The organism is Pollutibacter soli, from assembly GCA_029269725.1.
Taxonomy (GTDB): domain Bacteria; phylum Bacteroidota; class Bacteroidia; order Chitinophagales; family Chitinophagaceae; genus Pollutibacter; species Pollutibacter soli.
Genome location: JARJHS010000005.1, coordinates 393,486 through 414,633 on the forward strand (window position 1 = coordinate 393,486; position 21,148 = coordinate 414,633).

The following is a 21,148-nucleotide window of genomic DNA, read 5'->3' on the forward strand; positions in this document are numbered from 1 at the left end:
TCCTATCAGCCTGTAACTATTCAGAGGCTTTCTCCAGGGTGAGCAGTATTAAGAAATATTAACAAAATAAAGTTGTATGCAGCTGTTATCCTTCAGTAAAAAGAAACATTTTGTGCAATTACCTGATTGCGCATATATTTGCAATCAGGTGATTGCATAAATTGATATTCCATGGAAACCAGGAGAGACGTATTTCAGGCGATAGCCGATCCAACCAGGCGGCAGATCATTGATCTTATAGCAGGAAAAGAGTACAATCTGAATTCAATTGCAGAGAATTTTGATGTGAGCCGGCAGGCAATTTCTGTACATGTAAAGATTCTGGTGGAGTGCGGGTTGATTGTAATCGAGCAACAGGGGAGAGAAAGATTTTGTAAACCTCAACTGGATAAACTTGATGAAGTAGAACAATGGGTGAGTCGCTATAAAAAACATTGGGAAAGTCATCTCGATAATCTTGAAAACTACCTCGCAAAAATTCAAAAATCGAAACGAAATGCAAAACAATCCCGTAAATACCGCTGACCGGGAACTGAGAATTTCACGTGAACTAAAAGCTCCAATTGAGCTCGTGTGGGAAGTATGGACAGATCCTGCGCATCTCAAAAACTGGTGGGGTCCGGATGGATTCACAAATACAATTACAAAAATGGATATGAGGCCTGGTGGTGAATGGGATCTCGTGATGCATGGGCCCGATGGAACGGATTACAGGAATAAAAGTATTTTCAGGGAAATTGTAAAGCATAGGAAAATTGTGTACGAGCATGTCAGCGGACCAAAATTTTTTGCAACCATTGAGTTCGAAGACAGGGGCAAAACTACTCTGATCAGCTGGCATATGTTATTTGAAAGCAGGGAAGAGTTAATCCAGACCGTTAAAACTTTTAAAGCGGATGAAGGTCTTGAACAGATTATTGAAAAACTGGATCATTATGTACAACAATCTCATTAGGCCCGGAGTCAGATACGTATACACATACTGCCGGATTTTATTTATAAGTGGATTGATTTTTAGTTCATGTAATAACGCTGCAATGGAAAAAAATAATGAATCAGTAAATGTGAAAGATACTGCCGAAGTAAAAACGGGATATTCAGATATCGATGGTATTAGGATGTACTATGAAATTTACGGTCATGGTAAGCCGTTAGTACTAATACATGGCGGAGGCTCTACCATACAGTCTACATTTGGAAGAATCATCCCATTGTTTGAAGGCAGGCAAATCATTGGTGTGGAACTGCAGGCTCATGGGCGAACTTCAGATCGCGGAAAGCCGAGTTCTTTTGAACAGGATGCTGATGATGTTGCCGCCCTGCTGAAAAATCTGAATATTTCTAAGGCTGATATATTTGGATTTAGTAACGGAGGGAACACGACCATGCAAATGGCAGTTCGTCATCCTGGTCTTGTAAACAGAATTATCATTGCATCTTCATTTTATAAGAGAGAGGGCATGATTGCCGGATTCTGGGAAGGGATGAACAAATCGACTTTTGATGATATGCCTGCCGATCTGAAAACAGCATTTCTGAAGGTGAACCCCGATACGAACGCATTACATACCATGTATGAACGCGATGCTACCCGCATGCAGAATTTCAAGGATTGGGATGATGGAGTTTTGAAGTCTATTAAAGCAAAATCATTGATTATCTGCGGTGACAAGGATGTAAATACTGTCGAACATGCAGTTGCTATGTACAGGCTCATTCCTCAATGCGAACTTGCTGTAATTCCTGCCGGACATGGTACATACCTGGGTGAGGTGATGGAAAAAAATCCAGCGAGTTACCAGGAAAATTTTGTTGTGAAACTTGTTCAGGATTTCCTGGATAAATAAAAATTCGGTTCAGATGTGGAAATCAGGGTCTCAGGAAATGTCAAAAAATAATTGCATTGTGGTCGCTGTCTATGTATCATGATGATCAACGCACCTGTTATTGTGCAGGCAAAAGTGAGTTCATCAGTTGCAAATTAAGCAAATGGAGTGTGTTTATTTGATCAGCTCACCGTTCCGTTTTCACTGAATTGTTCTTTGATCTTTTCCAATAGCTTTTGCCCAATGATTTTTTCAGCAATCAGTATCATGTTTTTGAAAGCAGGACCGTGTGAGATCCCGTGACCGATAATCACAGGTTTGGCAACGCCTAATACAGGAACACCGCCGTACTGTTCAAAATCGAATTTGTCAAAATAGGCATCCTGTATCCCACGCTTCGAAGTAAAATCATGAATGCTTTCTGCAAATTTCAGAATTACATTTCCTGTGAATCCATCACAGACCATCACATCTGCTTTGTCGGCAAGGATATCCCGTCCTTCGATATTTCCAACAAAATTGATTTTTGAATTTTCTTTTAACAGAGGATAGGCAGCTTGCGCGAGGAGGTTGCCTTTTCCTTCTTCTTCACCAATATTAACCAATCCCACGCGAGGGTTGCTGATATTCCATACGTGCTGCACAAACAATGAACCGAGAATAGCAAACTGTACAAGATTTTCGGGTTTGCAGTCAGCATTGATGCCTGCGTCCAGCAACCAACCGGGAGTGCCGTTTTCCCTGGGGATATAAGTTCCGATGGTCGGTCTTTGTATTCCAGGAATTGCTTTGATACTGAAGAGTGCGCCTACCATCATTGCGCCGGTATTTCCTGCACTGATGAAAGCATCAATTTTTCCCGTTGCGAGGAGATGAAAGCCTACGGCTATGGATGACTGTTGTTTTTCCTTGAGTGCTTTGGTGGGATGCTCATGCATGCCGATTACCTGTGGCGCATGAACGATTTTGAAAGTTGCAGGATCAAATTGTTGCTCGGCGAGGTGAATTTTAATCTGTTCTTCGTCACCAATCAATACCAGGGCGGTGTTTGAATTGGTTTCAGCCTTAAACAAATGAATTCCTTTTACAGCTTCCAATGGCGCATAATCGCCGCCCATCATATCAAGTCCGATAATCATGGAGCAAAAATGATGAGAATTATGCAAAAAATAAATTCCGGACACAGGTTTATTGTTAAACCTATGTGTCCGGAACGCGTTCTATGTAAAACCTTATGCGATAGGAGATTTCTCTGCTACAACTTTTCCTTTATAATAAAGTTTGCCTTCGCTTTCGTGTGCACGATGACGAACATGCAATTCACCAGTCGTGCTGTCTTTACTCAACGTTACCGGCTCAACTTTATAGTGAGTTCTTCTTTTTGCACTGCGTTGCTGGGAGTGCCTCCGTTTGGGATTTGGCATATCTTATATTTTAAATATTCCTGAATTTATCCAACCCTTTCCAGATCGGATTTTGATTTTCTTTTGATTCATCGTTCATTCCCCTCAGCATCTTCAGCACTTCAACATTACATTTTGTTTCATCAATGTCTTTATCGTCGCACATCCTGTGAACAGGAACACTGAGGTTGATAAATTCATATATCCAGCCGGCAACGTCAATATGACTTTCCGTTCTGGAGATATAAAATACATCCGGGTCTTCATCCTGGGCATTCAGTTCATCGGGATTATCTACCATCTTCACAAGCATACTAAAATCATCCCAGAGCTGAACCGTCAACGGATTTCCGCAACGGTCACAGGTTACATCACAGGTTCCACCGACTTCAAACTTCAGCATCAAAAATGAAGTTTGTCTGTCCAGCAGGAGTTTTACATTCGCGTGGCAATTGCTGAACTCCTGTTGCGGAAAATTGAAATCTGCAAAGAACTTGTCATCAATTGTATAGTTGAACTCGTGAACACCCGGCTTCAGACCAACAAACGCAATTTCGTATTCCCTGCGTCCAGCCATAACTATGCAATTTAAAGGCTGGCAAAGGTAATGCAATTCAATCAAACTGCAAACACCCCTGCTTTACAATTATTAAGTACAAATTTCGTGAATCCTTTAGCCATACCGGCTTACAGTTATTAATTTCCGGCAATGAAACCAGCTCGGTCATTTACTGGTGAAATTGTTTTCACTTCTGTTCTTCTTCTTGGGGTTTTTATCATCCGGATCATTGCTTCAAACCGGTTTTGGGTGGAAGAAGGGTATACCTTTGGATTGTACCAGGGGCTTTCAGTAATATTCAGGTATACCTGGGGCTGGGTGCCTTTCAGTATTGGAGATTTGCTTTATATAGGCCTTTTTATCTGGTTGGTAGTGAAGCTTTTGAAATTCATAAAAATACTCGCAAGGAAAAAGTTCAGTAGAGCTTCTTTTCTGCTGGGAGGCTTTCGTTATTTCCGGTTGGCCATTTGGATTTATCTTATTTTCAACATCTTCTGGGGACTGAATTATAATCGGCCTGGCATTGCTTACCAGTTGGCGCTCGACGTAAAAAAGGAGCCGGTGGATCAGCTTCGGAAACTTACCCTATTGCTTCTGGACAGTACAAATGCCTGCAGCGGTTTCTCGGAATGGAAGAAAAATTTAACAACAAAGCAGATTTTCTCCGGCGCTGATCTGGCCTATCAACAGGTAAGTCCGGAATATCCCTTTCTTAAATATCAGCCTGCATCTGTAAAAAAATCGCTGTTTGGAGTGATTGGAAATTATATGGGTTACTCGGGATACTTCAATCCTTTTACAGGTGAGGCCCAGGTAAATCATACCGTTCCCATTGCTGTGCTGCCCTTTGTTACCTGCCATGAAATTGCCCACCAGCTGGGTTACGCAAAGGAAAATGAAGCCAATTTCGTAGGGTTTCTTGCTGCTGAGAAGTCCGGTCAGACTGCTTTCAGGTATTCCGCTTATTTCGAAATGTTCCTTTATGCCAATTCGGAATTGTATCTTTTTGATACTGCCGCTTACCGTGCTAATATGCGCGCACTTGCCCCTGAAGCAAAAGCTGACCTGGTGGAGTTGAGAGCTTTCAGGATAAAATATGAAGGCCCGGTGGATAAAGCAGTTTCCGCGTTTTATGATCGATACCTGAAATTAAATCAGCAACCTTCCGGTGAGAAAAGTTACAGTAGAGTTATTATGTGGTTGCTAGCCTATTATCGGAAAGAGGGAAAAATTTAGCGGTCAGTGGTGTTAAGTTTATTGGCTAAAGCCAACGATAAAATATCAAAATCAGGACCAGCGGCCAAACGATAACACATCGAATCTGATAAACAGACCGATTCCGGTATAAGCCGGCTGTTCCTGTTGTATCCTTACAAGTTCCTCTATTGTCTCACGTCTACCGGCTAAAATTTATTCTTCCACATCATGCTCTCCACCGGCTTGCTGATCTGCCCCGCGTATTTAGCATTCTTTTTCTGATTGTATTTCACTTCAATTTCACCGTCAACCGGGAAATAAATAAGTTGACCGACGGGCATGCCATAATATACTTTCACGGGCTGTTTTACGGAAATTTCAAGCGTCCAGTTGCCGCAAAAACCCACATCGCCTTTTCCCGCAGTTGCGTGAATATCAATGCCTAACCGACCTGTACTCGACTTTCCCTCGAGGAATGGAACGTGGGCATGCGTTTCGGTATATTCAAGGGTTACACCCAGGTAAAATATATGTGGATAAAGAACGAAACCCTCGTCAGGGATCTCGAAATACTCTATTTCGTTGTGTTTTTTTGCGTCGAGAATATGCTCGCGATAAGTGGCGAGGGTCCTACCGAGGTGAACATCATAGGAATTACTTCCGAGGCATTCGCGATCGTAAGGTTGAATTTTTATGGTGCCTTTAGTAATTTCTTCAAGAATTCGTGTGTCGGATAAAATCATATTTTGCTGTAGTTATCTCCCGGTAAACAAAACCCGAAATTCGTCTATCAGACTTTTCTTATGCCCCTGTTTTATCAACAAGATATTAACGCGACCACCCGCCTGGGTATCTGGAAGATCACGGAGACCGAAGATTTTTTTCTCCGTGAAGTTCCGCTGCAACGTGAAATAACTCATCCGCACAAAAGATTGCAACATCTTGCCGGAAGATTTCTGCTTCGGATACTTTTTCCTGATTTCCCCTATGAACTCATCAGGATAGCCGATACACGAAAACCTTTTCTGGAAAATGAAGCTTATCACTTTTCAATCTCTCACTGCGGAGATTATGCCGCTGCAATTGTGAGCAGGACTGATCGCGTGGGAATTGATGTTGAAGAATCCACTCCCAAAATACAAAGGATCAGAGGTAAATTTCTGCAAACTTCTGAAGAGGACTTAGTGGAGGAAACTATCCGTTCTCTCGATCCACAGCATCCACTAATGAAATCCCCCTGGATACTATTGACCTTATTCTGGTCAGCAAAGGAATCGGTGTACAAATGGTATGGCCTCGGCGGTATTGATTTCAGTGATCATATTGTTTTTTCTTCCATCGACCCTACCGTGCACGGTACGATAAGGTGCCAGTTTTTGAAAAGTCAGCCGGTGAGTCTTGTAGTATATTTCCAGGTTTTTGAAACATTGTGTCTTTCTTATGTGACCCAACCTGGGAGGTCTAAGACCTCCCAGGTATAAAAAACCTGCGAGGTTTAAAAGACCTGCCAGGTTTTAGACTTGCGAGGTTTGTTTAAATGAAAAACTTTCACAAAACCAGACATTGAGAATTGCCCAAGAATACTTCAAATACAAAACTGAAAGGTTTAATTAGGAAGAAGTGAGATAGACGTACCCAACCTGGGAGGTCTGAGACCTCCCAGGTATAAAAAACCTGCGAGGTTTACAAGACCTGGCAGGTTTTAGACCTGCGAGGTTTGTTTAAATGAAAAGCTTTCACAAAACCTGACGATGAGGATTGCCCAAGACTACTTCAAATACAAAACTGAAAGGTTTAATATCGGGAAGGTTTGAGAATGATGTACGCGACCTGGGAGGTCTTAGACCTCCCAGGTTTAGAAAACCTGCCAGGTCTTAAACCTGCGAGGTTTATCAGACCTGCCAGGTCTTACACCGAATAATCGTGATAAGGATAACGAAGCGGGTCCTGGCAAAGCAGGTCGCAGAGAATATTGTACAGCTCCGGATAATGTGAGTTTAACCGCTGAGGATTTTCGAAAAAGAGCTCAATACTTTCTGCCCAGAACTCCTGGAAATTCTTCATCGCATAATCAGAATACAATCCAATGCTGCGCTCTTTTTCTTTGGAATAAATCCTGTCGCCTAGCGCAGTAAATACCTGGAAGCAGTTCTTGAAGTTCCTGTCGATATACTCCTCAGTTTCAAAATTTTGATAATAAAGAGCGTGGGCCATTTCGTGCAATCCGACATTGCTGCTGTCGAATCGGTTTTTATAGCCTTCGAGGAACTGTTTCCATGCAATATTGATTGTGTTACCACTCACATTCCCGATAAGAATGCGCATAGGTTCCAGCGCAATAAATTCCTGTGGATAAATCTGAATAATATTGAAATGCGGCATTAAAAATTTATCCAGACCGAACGTAAGTTGTATCGAAGACGCGCTGATCAGGATCGGCATCTCCCGGTATCCTTTCACGTCATGAATGATGAAAATTTTCGTTTTGATAAATTTCCTGAGCCTTGATAAAAATTTATCCTGGTCGGGTGGGAGCAGCCTGTTGAAATAGGGGAAATATTTTATGAGAACTTTCCTGATGACTTCGTCAGAGAAATCAAGATTCTCTCCATAGTAAACCAGCGGACTGCTTAGGTGAATATTTTCTCCGACTTCTTTATTGTATTGTAATTCACCGGCGGCGTCATCTGAATAAAGAGTTTTTTTCCGGGATTTTCCCCGGAAGATCGTATAAACGATCACCGCGATTAATATGATCAGCCAGGTTATTTCCATCAGGGTCAGAAGGCAGCCTTTCGGTATAACGCTCTAACCTGATGTTAAAGTATCTGCCTCCGAATCCCATGGTAATTCTAGATTTATACTGTCCTGACCTGCAATTCCTTCCACCGATCCACGGATATATTGCGTATTTAACAATGCTTTTTCCAATTGTTTTTCACGGGCTTTCCAGATCCTTTCCATCATGTCACGTTCTTTCTGAATGGAAACACGGATACTCATGAACACTTCATAGATCGCCTTCCATTGTTCGCCAAACTCTTTACTGGTGAGATAATTATATAAGAGCACCATTTTATCCCCCTTGTTTTCCTGGGCTTTACGCACAGTTGCAACACGCAATATGCCGTCGCGCAGCACATGAACCAACGCCCGGACCTCATCGAAATTACAGATCCATACACCGTCTTTTTCTCCAAAGCTGTTCATATCCTTCGGCATTGTAGCCGAAACTAGCACAGCGATGTCTGCACCCAGAGAACGCATGTCTGTTTTCAGTTTCTCTGCCCAGTCCCTGGAGAAATCTTTTGTACGCTTGCTTTCAAAAATGATCCGTCCGCATTCGACAGCCATACTATTTCTTACTACCAGAATACAATCGGCACCACGAATACCTTTGCCGACTTCCTCTACCAAATCGAAAGGAAAACTACTTTTCAGCATTTCTTCAAGCGCGAGTTCCTGTACTTCGCCCTGTAACTGCATAGACCCCTGTTCCGCCTTTCGCTTCATTTCATCCACCAGCTTCTTCTGATCTTCCAGCTGCTTTTCAAGCTCCTTCATCCGCAATTTGTTCTCCGTTTCTTTTACCTGCGATTTTTCCTCTTCCTGCTTCCTTAGTTCTTCTGTAAGTTTCTCTCTTTCCGCCTGGAGTTTGCGATGTACATCGAGTTCAAGTTCAGCTTCCCTGTTTTTCAGCTGTTGTTCTTTCTGAAGAAATTCCAGTTCCTTTTCCCGTGCAAGTTTTAATTTTTCTTCCTGGTCGCGACTGTTTTGTTTCAAAAGGGAAAGCTGGGTTTCATAATCGGAACTTACGGCCTTGCGTATCTGCTCTTCGAGCTGTTGCTGTATTTTATTTTTTTCAATCTGTAACTGTTTCCCATATTCCAGATCCTTTGCATCCAGTTGCTGCTTTAGGAATTGCTCTCTTTTTGAATATTCTTCATCTTTTTTCCTAGTGTATTCATTCATTTTTTCCCTCAGGTCCTTTTTATAATCTTCCGATAAAGACTCTTCCAGCGGAAAAACAAAAGAACAACTCGGGCACTTGATATTGGTCGCCATGCTTATCTGTTGATTGTTCAAATTACGAAACTATCAATTCTTGTCTCGTAGCGAAATACATTCAAAAAACAGAAAAAGCCGTCATGCGACGGCTTTTTCACGAAATAAAAATTCTTACTAGTTCAGTGTTGCAAGAAGATTATTATTCAGCGTTACATAATCATCATTCTTCTGTGCCTTTGCCAGCTCAATGGATTTTTTCGCTGAAGCGATAGCTTCGTTTTTCTTGCCAAGTTTGGCCTGGAGATTCGCCTGCTGATACCAAACCCAGAAAGCATCAGGAGTTTCCTTTACTGCTTTACCTAACCACTCTTCCGCCTTTTTCAAATCCTTACCAGATTCGATATAGTACATAGCTGCCTGAAAATACGGCGGCTTGGCAGATTTCATCTGCTGATCAATTTCAGCCATCACTTTCGCATCTACTTCCTGTGAAATTGTAAATGCAACGAGTGTGTTTTCCCAGATCATCATTAAATCAATACCAGTGTTTTTGGCATTGTCAAAAGTGATCATGAATGTTTCAACAGCTACGGGAAGATTTTGAGCAGCGGCCGTAAATCTCAGAACATCCTGGTCCTGTTTATAAGCAGCAGGACTCGTAACATCTGTCTGTTTGCTAAGTATGATGGTCCAATCGCCTGAATTAGGAATAGTCAGTAAACCATATTTCCCGGCAGGTACTTTTTTACCATTGATGATAACATCATCTTTAAAGGTAATTGTAGTTGCGGCGTTGGCACCTGTACGCCATACTTTTCCGTAAGGAACCAATTCGCCCATAATTTTGCGACCACGTGCACTTGGTCTTGAATAATTTACTTCGACACTGGTCAGTGCAAAATCCTGTTTGATGGTCTGGCCGACAGAAGCCTGTGGCGTTTTAAGTTGTGCTTCTGCGATGAAAAATAAACTGCATACGGCAACAGTCAATAGCATACGTTTCATAAGAAAGTAAATTTCCGCGAAGGTAGGGAAAAGAGGCAAAAGGCGAGGAAATACTAAGGAGGCATAAGGCAAAAGGAAACAGCCGATTAAGGAGACGGCAGACAGCAGACACCTGACTGTAGATAGCGGGTCGTTACCAGGAGGTAGTATCCGATGAGCTATAGGTAACGGCTTAAAGACCGGTTACATTGAAACGTTGATGGTCAGAATTGTTGAGGCCCAGGGCATGGCGTCTCTGCAATTCTGGTAAAAAGCCAATATCCATAGAAGGAATGCAGAAACCTGGGCCTTGCTGTTCAAGGTTCAATCAATGAATCACAATACCATTTCCTTTGATATTCGAATTTATCTGCTGCCCGCGACCAGCTGCTTTTTTTCAGCCTTAAAATACGACAGTTACCTTCACCCGGATCGCCTTCTCCGTATTATACAGTTCCCATTTCGGACCTTCTCGAACGAGCCGGAGGGCCTCACGGTCACAGGCAGTGCTGAGCGATTTTTCAACTTTGAAATCGGAGAGCCAGCCCATATTGTTTACAAGAAAAGAAAGTACAACGCTTCCTTCAATATTCTTCCCATCTGTCCCTCGCTGAGGACGAACATTGTTTAGCAGATACAGGTGATATAATCCCCAGCCATCAACCGGCTCAGCTACTGGTTCAGTAGAAACAAAACCAGTGTCTGCAACCGGCAAAGAATCTTCCTTTTCATGATCAATGACTGATACTTTTTTGTCGGACGATTTAAATTTTTTGGTTTTCGGTGGCAGTGAATTCAGTACCAGTTGATGTTGCGGCTGATTGTAATTCAGCACTACAGAATTGGTCAGGTACCCGACCGATTTTATATCGACATTAAGAACGCTATCAGCAGAGAATAACCGAAAATTACCTTTGGCATCAGTGTAGGTAAGACTATTGGCATTTTTTACCGCAATATTTGCAAAGGAAACCGGCTTTTGCTCAGCATTGGTTACTTTGCCGGTGAAAAAATACAACCTGTTCGGATTAGTCTTTTCGTCTGCATTTGCAGGACGCAGGAAAGCTTCATTAGAGGTAGATTTTACCACGGAAGGTTTTATTTCTACTCCAGCTGCTTTGCTTTCCAAAACATCATGGCTGATATCGATTTTGCTTGCTTCTGCTTTCTGAACCTCGGCCAATGCTTCGGGTTTCTTCTCATCGGATCTGTCCTTTTTTGACTTTTCTACCGGAACCGGAGAAGTCAATGCTATCTTATTTGTTTCTTCATATGATTTCTTCTGCCTGTCTTCGATTTGCCTGTTGAGAGATTCATCAGGTGCCGTTGTTCCAGTATCCTGTCGATCAGCAACTGCAGACTCCTCAGGGTTTTTAGCGGAATCAGATTTCCGGACTTGTTCTTCTTTATTTATTGCGAGTTGATTTGAATCCAGTTGCCGGTTTACTAATACTACTGTGGAAAGAATTGCAATAGCAAAAATCGCTGCAGCAACAGCAATTCTTCCCCAACTTACTCTGCGGGGTAACCGAACAATCCTGCCTTCAGTTTTTTCAGCAAGTCTTGATCTCAATTCGACGAGATCAGACTTCAACTTATTTTCTTCAATGGAAGCCATCCCTTCAATTGCATCAGCCAAAAACGGATCCTGCAACGCCTGTTTTTCAAGCGCATACATTTCAGTTGCAGTCATTTCTCCTGAAAGATATCTGCGGATCTGTTCCTGTTGTGAGATGCTATTTGTTTCGTCCTTATCCATTGAACATTTACGATGTTATGTCTTTTTGTTAAAGTTCAGATTTCTCTTTTAGTTTTTTCTCCATACATATCTTCATATTCCTTCTGCCATTCTGGATCAAACTGCGTACACGGTTCCATTCGTTGCCAGTGATATCTGCTATCTCTTTATAACTTTTTTGCTCCAGGTAAAAGAGTTTCACCGATTCTTTCTGATCGACAGGCAGTAAGTCCATACATTTTTCCATCTGTTCCAGCTGCTCCTCTTTTTCCAGCGCACCATTAAGATGCCCGTTTTCCCCGGATTGCATAAGATCCGGTGAAATTGTTGAAGTCTTTTGTTTATTGCTGGCTCTCAAGGCCATAAGACAATGATTCTTAGCAAGTACATACAACCAGCTGCGGAATTGTTCTACATCGTGTTTTGGTAATTTGACGACCAATGATTCAAAAATCTGCATCACCGCATCCTTACTTTCTTCAGTGTCCTTTAGATATTTTAAACAGACACCATATACAAGGTCCATATAGCGCTCATACAATTGAGCCAGAACTTTCAGGTCCTGCTCTTTTTGAAACAGGTGCACCAGTTCAGCATCAGTCAGTTGGCTTGCTTCTATATTCCTAATAAAATTCATTGCAGAAACGACCGGAAAATTAATATAAAAAAATTATGCAGTCGAATTATGTAATGCATTCGTGGCAGGCATCTGATTATTAAAATCAATTTTATGCGGATAATAACATTTATCCTGCTCATCGCAGCAGGACTCACGTTTTCCTTTGCCAAAAATGAAACGGTAACGATAAAAGGTATGGTTACTGATGAGAAAGGTGCGCCTTTGTCGGGCGTTCAGGTAGTTCAAAAGAAAACAAAGAATGCAGTGACGACGGATGCTCATGGAAATTTTTCCATTACTGTTGCACAGCTTCCGGCAACTTTAATTGTTTCCGGAGTTGGCTATACATCGCAGGAAGTAATGGTGAAAAATCAGAATACGCAGTGGATCATGCTTCAGCCATCTGCTACGAAACTGGAAGAAGTTGTGGTGACGGGTTATGCGACAAAAAAAGTCAGCGACGTAACAGGAAGTGTATCTACTTTAATTGCTGAACCTATTCTACATAGCCAATTGCAGGGTAGAGCAGCAGGAGTGACTGTCACCCGTTCACATAGGAAACAAAAGCAAGACAAATATTTTGAAGATGAATATAGTCGTGAAGGTTATGATCATATAGTTGAAAACAGATACCTGCGCGTAACTGACAATCCTTTATCTACTTTTTCGATTGATGTTGATGCTGCGTCTTACAGCAATGTACGCAGGTTTATCAATGATGGTTCGCTTCCACCTGCGGGAGCCGTTCGTATAGAGGAACTGATCAATTACTTTAATTATAACTACCCTCAACCAGTAACCGAAGATCCGTTTGCTATATATACTGAGATTGCTAATAGTCCATGGAAAAAAAATCATCAGCTGGTGATGATCGGGCTACAGGGGAAAAAGATCCCGGTGGAAAATCTTCCTGCATCTAACCTGGTTTTTTTGATTGATGTTTCAGGTTCTATGCAGGATTTCAATAAACTTCCTTTGGTGAAATCGAGTTTGCTGATGCTTGTGGATCAGCTTCGCGAACAGGATAATGTGGCTATCGTTGTATATGCAGGTGCTGCGGGACTTGTGCTTCCTTCTACATCCGGCTCCAACAAAGCAGCTATAAGGGCTGCAATTGAAAGACTGGAAGCCGGTGGATCAACTGCTGGTAGTGCCGGTATCAGGCTTGCCTATAATACGGCACTTGCGAATTTCAAAAAAGGCGGCAATAACAGGGTTATTCTCTGTACCGATGGTGACTTCAATGTTGGCGAGAGCAGTGATGATGCGCTAGAAACATTGATTGAAAAGGAAAGAAAGTCAGGCGTATTTCTGACTGTGCTCGGTTATGGAATGGGCAATTACCAGGATGCCAAAATGCAAAAACTTGCCGATAAAGGAAACGGTAATCATGCTTATATCGATCAGCTCAGCGAAGCAAAAAAAGTTTTAGTTAATGAATTCGGTGGTACGCTTTTTACGATTGCAAAAGATGTGAAACTCCAGATTGAATTCAATCCCAACCTTGTACAGGCATATCGGCTTATCGGTTATGAAAATCGCTTATTGAATAAAGAGGATTTCAATAATGATAAAAAAGATGCGGGCGATATGGGCAGCGGTCATACCGTTACAGCTCTTTATGAAATCATTCCGGCAGGAGTAAAAGCAAGTGAATTGGAGAGTGTTGATTCGCTGAAGTACCAAAAAACAGATAAAAGTAAAAAACAGGAATCAACCTGGGCGAAGGAGATGATGAATATCAAAATCAGGTATAAGAAACCCGATGAAGATCAAAGCAAATTGCTCGTACATCCGGTATTGTATTCAGGAACCGATTGGAAAAAGACTTCTGAAAACTTTCGTTTAGCATCTGCAGTTGCAGGATATGGCATGTTATTGCGGAATTCTGAATTCAAAGGAAATATCAGTTATAGTAAAGTGCTGGAGATTTTATCAGGGGTGATGAATAATGATAAAGAAGGATATCGCAAAGAATTCAGATCTATCGTGATAAAGACTGCAGGTATAAAAGGCCATGATATTGAAGAAGATGAGGAAGAGTTAACAATGAATTGAGCTGTGAAAAATAGCTTCGATTCCAGACCGGCACTGTAAAGTTGCCGGTCATTTTTTTGAAAACTCAGAATTGCACAACAGCACAACCCTCGGATCAATATCTACAATTTTGGGTTCTTCTGCTACTTTAAAACTAAAAATGTTAACAGACTTATCAGATAAAATGACTTTGTGAATTTCGGGCAATAATTTACCATTATAGAATAATCCTATCTCGACAGGGACATTATATGAACCCGAAGATTGTGTTTGTTGTAGCGTAACTGTTACCTGTTCTGTATTTTTTGAATAGATCCAGCTGCCTTTTAAAAACAGGTTTCCTTTTTGAACAAGCCATTGTCTGAAAAACCCGGAAAGATCTTTGCCGGATACCTGTTCCATTTCTAGCTGAAAATCTGCGGTAGTGGAATTGCTGTTGAAATATTTTTTATAGTAATTCCTGATGCCTTGTTTAAATGCGGGTTCACCGATGTCGTTGCGTAACATGTGTAATATCCAGGCTCCCTTATAATAGGTTTGTGCAGAAGTTACCTTACTCATGTCATCAAGATTATTATGTATAACGCTGTGTTCCGGTAATTCTTTATGATGCATGTAGACACGTTTTCGTTCCTGCTGCATTCTTTCCGAGAATACGTCATGTCCATAAGCATGTTCGATAAAAAGGTCTGTAAAATAAGTTGCAAAACCTTCACTCAACCAAACATCATCCCAATCGGATTCTGTTACTGCATTGCCGAACCATTGATGAGCGATTTCATGTATGATAACATCCCGCCACCTTTTTATATTTTCAAGGGAAACAGAATTCTCTGCATATAAAATAGCTGACGCTGCCTCCATGCCGCCACTTACACTGTTGGATTGAATATTGGCAAGTTTCTCATAGGCAAAGGGTCCTACATAATCCGAATAAAATGCCAGTACTTCTTTGGAAGGCTCAGCAAAAACCTTGAAGCCGGAATCCCTCGCCTGGCGTATCACCCAGGTTTCAATTGATTTCCCCTCGAATTGATCAACATATTGAACGGCAAACTCTGCAACACCTAAAACATATAGCCATGAAGAAATTGGTACCGATTGTTTCCAGTGTGTTTTTTTGAAGCCCTTGCCAACACTGCTTTCTTCAAGTTTGATTCCATTGGATACAACAGAAAAACGTTCAGGAGCTGTCACAATGAATTCACAGGTTGCCTTATCATAAGGGTGATCAATTACCGGCAACCAGTTACGCGTGAGATCGGGCCAGTTATCGCTAAAGAAAGTCGTATCGCCATATTTGTTGGGCTTGATATGAAGTCCGGTGGCGGGAACGCCGCGATAGAAAATAATAAAAGAATTTTGCCTATCGGCTTTTGAAGGATCGCATCGGATGAGTATTACATCCTTTATATGCTGATGATCCAGCTTTTTATTATTGGCAATAATGCTGTCTATTTTCATTCCCTTTCCTTTCGATTTGCCCGTGTCGATCAGGGAACTCAAGTCCAGCCGGAATTCTGTAATGCCGGACTTTTTAAACAAAACGTTTACAGTGGCTTTGCCAACGATTAAGTTTGATTGTCCTGATAGTAATAGTTCGAACTTGTAATGCTGGATGTCGATATCAAAGTTCTTTGGGTATATATCTTTTGCCTGGATAGTCAAAGAAACACTGCAGCATAAAATAATTAAGTAAATCCTGGAAATGAATTTATTTAAAAGCAAATGTCTTTTGAGATTGGATTGAAACAGCATAGGAGGGAAGATACGATGGAAAAGATAGTTGCGAAAAAGATGTTCCGGTTCCAAATCTTTTCATCTTCTGGCTGAAGCAAGAGGCAACTGAAAAAGCATTATAACTTTTCAGGATTGTGAACGGTTGCTACAAACAGGATGCTCCTAACGGAGCAAGAGGCCGGTATTTGACTCTGTTGGTGTTTGGGATTGAGTATCAGATATGGCAATGTATTATGTGTCGTGCTGAAATAAAGAAACGTTTTATGATTGACAATTTTTGAAATCAACACCAGGTGCTTATATCATAGTTTCTTCCGCTCCATCGGAGCGTCCTGATTGTAACAAGAAAACCGAATTTGGAACCAATTTGCCGCTCCGTCAGGAGCGTCCTGTTTATGACCGTAAAAATTAAATATCTATAAGCAACACAAAATAGCCATTCGATTCACAATTTAAAATAATCTCAAAAATGTCTTTCCTCCTTCTTAATAAATCTATTAACAAAAACATTTCATCTGATAGGAATCAAAAATGAAAACAGCTCAAATCTTTTTAACTCCTGGCTTTAGCGAAGAGAAATTGCAAGGTATAAGATGACAACATAATATCTGATTACAACTTAATAATGACTGGCGCCGACCAGGCAAAAGCTAACGTAACACCTACAACCTTCAACTTTCAGCTTTGAACTACGCCTCTCTTCATCTGAATCCCGGATGATATTTTCTCAAAGTCTCTCTCAAAAACTCCCGATCCAGATGAGTATAAATTTCTGTGGTTGTAATGCTTTCATGTCCCAGCATTTCCTGTACTGCCCTCAGGTCGGCGCCCCCTTCTACGAGATGTGTGGCGAAAGAGTGTCTGAAAGTGTGCGGAGAAATTGTTTTTTTTATTCCTGCATGGTGCGCCAGATCGCGGATGATATAAAAAACCATGATTCTTGTCAGCCCCTTGCCGCGTCTGTTCAGAAAAACATAATCTTCATACCCAGGTTGAACAGGCACATGAGGCCTGATTGTATTCAGGTAAATATTCAGGTATTTGACAGCATCGCTACCGATCGGTACCAGCCGTTCCTTATCGCCTTTACCAATTACCCGGATAAAGCCTGTCTCTGTATAAAGATGGGATCTCCTTAATGAAACCAATTCACTTACCCTTAAACCACAGCTGTAGAGTGTTTCCAGCATCGCTTTATTTCTTGTGCCTTCCGGTGTGCTAAGATCGATTTCGGCAATGATCTTCTCAATCTCTTCATAGCTTAAGGTGTCCGGGAGTTTGCGTTTGAGTTTTGGAGCTTCGAGCAATTCTGTAGGATCGGTTTTTACAATACTCTCGTCGATGCAATATTTATAAAAGCCCCGCATTCCCGAGATGATCCTGGCCTGGGTACGGTCACTCATGCCCATCGACGCGATCCATTGCACGAATTGCTGAAGGTCCTGCAGACTGATATCCTGAGGTTGTACTTTTTTCCCAATATAGTCAAGAAACTGGGTTAGCTTTTCGAGGTCGCGGGAATAGGCTTCAACGGAATGCCCGGCAAGTGATTTCTCGAGTTTCAGATAAGCTATAAAACCTTTTTTATATGGTTCCCACATGATATTTCGTTCGCAAAAGAAAAAGATAAAGATACATGGATGATTATTTATTCACCAGTTATTCAATAACCGTTTTTGCGAGGCTTGCATTGAATATAAATCAGATTTATTCTGTTATTTTCGCTCCCTGACACAGCATCAAAATAATTTTATCTCCCCGTATGGAAGCGGTTAATCTCAGGCATTTCAGAAAGCAGATGAAGGCAAACAAACGCCGGATGAAAGGATTTCTCACCCGTCTTGAAAAAAAACCTCCACGCAATCTGGATAAAATATCTGCCACACTGGATAAAGAAGTGTGGAAAGAAGTCGACTGCCTGAGTTGCGCAAATTGTTGCAAGAAAATGTCTCCTACATTCACACCGGTAGATATTAAAAGAATTTCTTCTCACCTGGGTATGACGCCGGTGGCATTTAAAGAGAAATGGCTTTATCTTGACCGCACCGGTGATTGGATGAATGTAAAACAGCCCTGCCAGTTTCTGAACCTGTCAACCAACATGTGTTCTATTTATGAGGTAAGACCTGCCGATTGCGCCGGGTTCCCGCATCTCGCAAAAAAGAAAATGATTGACTACGTTCATATCCATCGTCAGAACATTGAGTATTGCCCGGCTACTTTTCGTTGGGTGGAAATGATGGAAGACCTTGCGAAAAAAGATTTTAAATTGGAGTATCCTGTTGCTATTGTTTAGCTCGCAGTTGAAAAATGCCTTCCTGCCTTCTCAATGCCTTCCTGCCTTCTTGTAAACAAATAGTGTTTAGTTTAAAGAATTTTAACAAGAAGTCAGGAAGACAGGAAGAAAAATGCCTTCCTGCCTTCTTGTAAAAAATAGAGTTTAGTTTAAAGAATTTCAACAAGAAGTCGGGAAGACAGGAAGAAATAAAAATGCCTTCCTGCCTTCTTGTAAAAAATAGAGTTTAGATTAAAGAATTTCAACAAGAAGTCGGGAAGACAGGAAGAAATAAAAATGCCTTCCTGCCTTCTTGTAATGATCTCAGCAATACACATCTTCGATAAAAAGAAATTCTGATTCGGGCTCGCGGATATTAATAGCAAGAATATCATACCGGACACTGTCCCAGCTACCAAACTGGTAAAGATATTCTGCTCCAGAAGCAACCATCTGTTTCAATTTTGATTTACTCACCTGTTCTTCAGGGAAGCCATAGGCTTTGCTTTTCCTGGTTTTTACTTCAATAAAATGGATACAATTTTTTTTTGATGCTATGATGTCGATTTCATACCTGAAATGGCGCCAATTGCGTTTAACGATCTCAAAACCGTTGGACTGGAGCCAGGTGGCCGCAAGTTCTTCACCCTCTTTGCCGGTATCATTGTGCTTCGCCATACGGTATGATTTTGGTTAACTTCGAAAATAATTATCGCACCGGTTGAAAAAAACGTTTTTATGCAGCCTTTGAAAGGAAAAATACAGCATTATGCCTGGGGAGGAACGGATTTTATTCCCTCACTTTTATCTATAGAAAATACTGATCATAAGCCTTTTGCTGAATACTGGCTGGGCACCCATCCGGGAGGTGTGTCCCGCATAGGCCTAACCGAAAATGAGTCTGTTTCCCTGGCTGATGCGATTAAAAAAGACCCGGCGAAATGGCTTGGAGAAAAAGTAAATAACTATTTCGGGGAATTGCCTTATCTCCTCAAAATACTGGATGTAAAAGATATGTTGTCCATCCAGGTGCATCCAACAAAAACTGAAGCAGAAAAAGGTTTTGACCGGGAGGAAGCGCTGGGTATTCCTCAATCAGCTGCGCACAGAAATTATAAAGACCGAAATCATAAGCCTGAAGTGATGGTAGCGCTAAGCGATTTCTGGCTGCTTCACGGCTTTTCACCCAATCTTCACTATATACTTGAGAACAGCGAATGGTTCAATACTTTGCTTCCGATATTTGAAGCAAAGGGAATTGAGGGTTTGTACCAGTTTGTAATGGAGTTACCACAGGAAGGAGTTGATAAACTGCTTCAACCTCTCGCACAGAAAATAGTACCACTTTACGAAGCAGGTCAATTATCAAAATCTTCACCTGATTTCTGGGCTGGAAGGGTGCTGGTAAACAGCAAACCCGATTTTAAAAATCTCGACCGCGGGATATTTTCCATTTATTTTTTCAACATTGTACAACTGGCAAGAGGAGAAGGGATATTTCAGGCTGCCGGCGTTCCTCATGCCTATATGGAAGGGCAGAATATGGAACTGATGTCAAACTCTGATAATGTATTGCGCGCCGGCCTCACACCGAAATATATCGACGTACCGGAATTGTTGAAACATACCATATTCGAATACACACATCCCCGGATTATCGAAGGCGAAGTCAATGGTCATGTAAAGAAATATCCCTGTCCTGTCCCGGATTTTGTGATTTATCATACTTCATTGAAAGCCGGAGAATTTTTAAGAGGAGCTACGCAAGGGCCGGAAATTGTAATTCTATTGAATGGTAAAGCCAACTGGCATTCGGGTGATACCTGGATACACATTGAAAAAGGTCATTCTTTGTTTTTCCCTGCAGGTGAAAATTATGAAGTCAGGGCAGACGGTGATTGTGAATGGTTTACGGCAGCAGTACCGGTGGAGAAATTGTAGAATACAGAAAACAGAAGGAAAAAACAGAGAAGAGAAACTTAAAGCCGGAAACAGGAAGATACAGCATACGGAATACAGGCAGTATCAACAACAGAAAACTTTATACTTTCAGCCATCAACTAAATCTCCTGCCTCCGATCTCCTGCCTCCTGCCTGTTGCCTTGTACCCACCCTGTGGAAAACCGTTGCTGAAAAAAGGGAATAAAATCATAGTTTTGCCTCCTAAATTTTTCTGCTGATGAAAGCCAACAGGAACGTATTGATTTCTTTCGTTTTACTCGTAATTATTGCCGCTGTTTATCGTGCGATTCCGGGCAGGCCCTGGGGCTTTGCGCCTCAGATTGCCATGGCAGTTTTTGGCGGATCATTTATCAAGGATAAAAAGCTTTCATTCGCTCTTCCAATTCTTTCCATGCTGATATCTGATATTTTCTACCAGATTCTTTACATCAACGGCATTGGTGAAATACAGGGTTTTTATGAAGGGCAGATCACGGTTTATATTTTATTCGCTGCGCTGACTGTTATTGGCTTTTTCATTAAACCTGAAAAACCGGTACAGATTCTTGGTGGATCGATCATAGCTCCTGTTATTTATTTCCTCACGTCCAACTTTATGGTGTGGATTGAAGGTGCAGGCCTTAAACGTGCAAAGACATTCGATGGATTATTGATGTGTTACAATGATGCATTGCCATTCCTGAAAGGAAGTTTGTACGGGACATTGTTCTTTAGTCTGATTTTATTTGGCGGAGCATACCTGCTCAAACATTATTTTGTACCGCAGACTGCAAGAGAAAAAGTCTCTTAACTGTTTTACC

General features: G+C 41.5%; 21 protein-coding genes. 9 read left to right on the top strand and 12 right to left on the bottom strand.

Annotated elements, in window-relative coordinates; translation table 11 throughout:
• Positions 1 to 171: 171 nt before the first annotated feature.
• From P2W82_RS15090 to P2W82_RS15100, 3 genes are all read left to right on the top strand, one after another.
• Positions 172 to 525, top strand: a complete 354-nt coding sequence (locus tag P2W82_RS15090; protein ID WP_336516736.1) for an ArsR/SmtB family transcription factor — start codon at positions 172 to 174, stop codon at positions 523 to 525.
• Positions 497 to 955, top strand: a complete 459-nt coding sequence (locus P2W82_RS15095; RefSeq protein ID WP_336516737.1) for an SRPBCC family protein — start codon at positions 497 to 499, stop codon at positions 953 to 955. Before P2W82_RS15090 ends, P2W82_RS15095 begins: the two co-directional genes overlap by 29 nt.
• Positions 956 to 1,037: 82 nt before the next feature.
• Entirely contained in the window at positions 1,038 to 1,847 is an 810-nt protein-coding gene (locus P2W82_RS15100) for an alpha/beta fold hydrolase (protein ID WP_336516738.1), read from the top strand.
• A 161-nt stretch (positions 1,848 to 2,008) separates the two neighbouring features.
• Here the strand turns inward: P2W82_RS15100 and plsX are convergent, their stop codons facing one another.
• The 3 genes from plsX to P2W82_RS15115 form a co-directional block, all read right to left on the bottom strand.
• Positions 2,009 to 2,965: a phosphate acyltransferase PlsX gene (gene plsX / locus P2W82_RS15105; protein WP_336516739.1), complete on the bottom strand. Its 957-nt coding sequence runs from the start codon at positions 2,963 to 2,965 to the stop codon at positions 2,009 to 2,011.
• Between the two features lie 93 nt (positions 2,966 to 3,058).
• Positions 3,059 to 3,250: a 50S ribosomal protein L32 gene (gene rpmF / locus P2W82_RS15110; protein WP_336516740.1), complete on the bottom strand. Its 192-nt coding sequence runs from the start codon at positions 3,248 to 3,250 to the stop codon at positions 3,059 to 3,061.
• Positions 3,251 to 3,260: 10 nt separating this feature from the next.
• Complete coding sequence (locus tag P2W82_RS15115; protein WP_336516741.1) at positions 3,261 to 3,806, bottom strand: YceD family protein; 546 nt, start codon at positions 3,804 to 3,806, stop codon at positions 3,261 to 3,263.
• A gap of 132 nt (positions 3,807 to 3,938) precedes the next feature.
• Here P2W82_RS15115 and P2W82_RS15120 point away from each other — a divergent pair, with 132 nt between their 5' ends.
• Positions 3,939 to 5,024, top strand: coding sequence for a DUF3810 domain-containing protein (locus P2W82_RS15120; RefSeq protein ID WP_336516742.1), 1,086 nt, complete (start codon positions 3,939 to 3,941; stop codon positions 5,022 to 5,024).
• A 167-nt stretch (positions 5,025 to 5,191) separates the two neighbouring features.
• Here the strand turns inward: P2W82_RS15120 and dcd are convergent, their stop codons facing one another.
• Entirely contained in the window at positions 5,192 to 5,728 is a 537-nt protein-coding gene (dcd, locus tag P2W82_RS15125) for a dCTP deaminase (RefSeq protein ID WP_336516743.1), read from the bottom strand.
• A gap of 60 nt (positions 5,729 to 5,788) precedes the next feature.
• Between dcd and P2W82_RS15130 the strand changes: the two genes are divergently transcribed.
• Complete coding sequence (locus P2W82_RS15130; protein ID WP_336516744.1) at positions 5,789 to 6,466, top strand: 4'-phosphopantetheinyl transferase family protein; 678 nt, start codon at positions 5,789 to 5,791, stop codon at positions 6,464 to 6,466.
• A 427-nt stretch (positions 6,467 to 6,893) separates the two neighbouring features.
• On the opposite strand, the gene P2W82_RS15135 is transcribed toward P2W82_RS15130, so the two are convergent.
• The 5 genes from P2W82_RS15135 to P2W82_RS15155 form a co-directional block, all read right to left on the bottom strand.
• Positions 6,894 to 7,760: a zinc-dependent peptidase gene (locus P2W82_RS15135; RefSeq protein ID WP_336516745.1), complete on the bottom strand. Its 867-nt coding sequence runs from the start codon at positions 7,758 to 7,760 to the stop codon at positions 6,894 to 6,896.
• A gap of 33 nt (positions 7,761 to 7,793) precedes the next feature.
• Positions 7,794 to 9,050 carry a DUF2130 domain-containing protein gene (locus P2W82_RS15140; protein WP_336516746.1) on the bottom strand — a complete coding sequence of 419 codons (1,257 nt, stop codon included), beginning with the start codon at positions 9,048 to 9,050 and terminating at the stop codon, positions 7,794 to 7,796.
• Between the two features lie 117 nt (positions 9,051 to 9,167).
• Entirely contained in the window at positions 9,168 to 9,998 is an 831-nt protein-coding gene (locus P2W82_RS15145) for a DUF2911 domain-containing protein (RefSeq protein WP_336516747.1), read from the bottom strand.
• A gap of 382 nt (positions 9,999 to 10,380) precedes the next feature.
• Positions 10,381 to 11,736, bottom strand: a complete 1,356-nt coding sequence (locus P2W82_RS15150) for a carboxypeptidase-like regulatory domain-containing protein (RefSeq protein ID WP_336516748.1) — start codon at positions 11,734 to 11,736, stop codon at positions 10,381 to 10,383.
• Positions 11,737 to 11,764: 28 nt separating this feature from the next.
• Positions 11,765 to 12,352: an RNA polymerase sigma factor gene (locus tag P2W82_RS15155; RefSeq protein WP_336516749.1), complete on the bottom strand. Its 588-nt coding sequence runs from the start codon at positions 12,350 to 12,352 to the stop codon at positions 11,765 to 11,767.
• A 93-nt stretch (positions 12,353 to 12,445) separates the two neighbouring features.
• Between P2W82_RS15155 and P2W82_RS15160 the strand changes: the two genes are divergently transcribed.
• Positions 12,446 to 14,392 carry a vWA domain-containing protein gene (locus P2W82_RS15160; protein WP_336516750.1) on the top strand — a complete coding sequence of 649 codons (1,947 nt, stop codon included), beginning with the start codon at positions 12,446 to 12,448 and terminating at the stop codon, positions 14,390 to 14,392.
• A gap of 48 nt (positions 14,393 to 14,440) precedes the next feature.
• Here the strand turns inward: P2W82_RS15160 and P2W82_RS15165 are convergent, their stop codons facing one another.
• Both P2W82_RS15165 and xerD read right to left on the bottom strand, forming a co-directional pair.
• Complete coding sequence (locus P2W82_RS15165; RefSeq protein ID WP_336516751.1) at positions 14,441 to 16,129, bottom strand: M1 family metallopeptidase; 1,689 nt, start codon at positions 16,127 to 16,129, stop codon at positions 14,441 to 14,443.
• Positions 16,130 to 16,812: 683 nt separating this feature from the next.
• Positions 16,813 to 17,712, bottom strand: a complete 900-nt coding sequence (gene xerD / locus P2W82_RS15170; protein WP_336516752.1) for a site-specific tyrosine recombinase XerD — start codon at positions 17,710 to 17,712, stop codon at positions 16,813 to 16,815.
• A gap of 161 nt (positions 17,713 to 17,873) precedes the next feature.
• Here xerD and P2W82_RS15175 point away from each other — a divergent pair, with 161 nt between their 5' ends.
• Positions 17,874 to 18,407, top strand: a complete 534-nt coding sequence (locus tag P2W82_RS15175; RefSeq protein ID WP_336516753.1) for a YkgJ family cysteine cluster protein — start codon at positions 17,874 to 17,876, stop codon at positions 18,405 to 18,407.
• A 303-nt stretch (positions 18,408 to 18,710) separates the two neighbouring features.
• Here the strand turns inward: P2W82_RS15175 and P2W82_RS15180 are convergent, their stop codons facing one another.
• Entirely contained in the window at positions 18,711 to 19,064 is a 354-nt protein-coding gene (locus P2W82_RS15180) for a YraN family protein (protein WP_336516754.1), read from the bottom strand.
• A 60-nt stretch (positions 19,065 to 19,124) separates the two neighbouring features.
• Here P2W82_RS15180 and manA point away from each other — a divergent pair, with 60 nt between their 5' ends.
• Positions 19,125 to 20,327: a mannose-6-phosphate isomerase, class I gene (gene manA, locus P2W82_RS15185; protein WP_336516755.1), complete on the top strand. Its 1,203-nt coding sequence runs from the start codon at positions 19,125 to 19,127 to the stop codon at positions 20,325 to 20,327.
• Between the two features lie 238 nt (positions 20,328 to 20,565).
• On the top strand, positions 20,566 to 21,138 hold the full coding sequence (locus tag P2W82_RS15190) for a DUF6580 family putative transport protein (RefSeq protein ID WP_336516756.1): 573 nt from the start codon (positions 20,566 to 20,568) through the stop codon (positions 21,136 to 21,138).
• Positions 21,139 to 21,148: the final 10 nt, after the last annotated feature.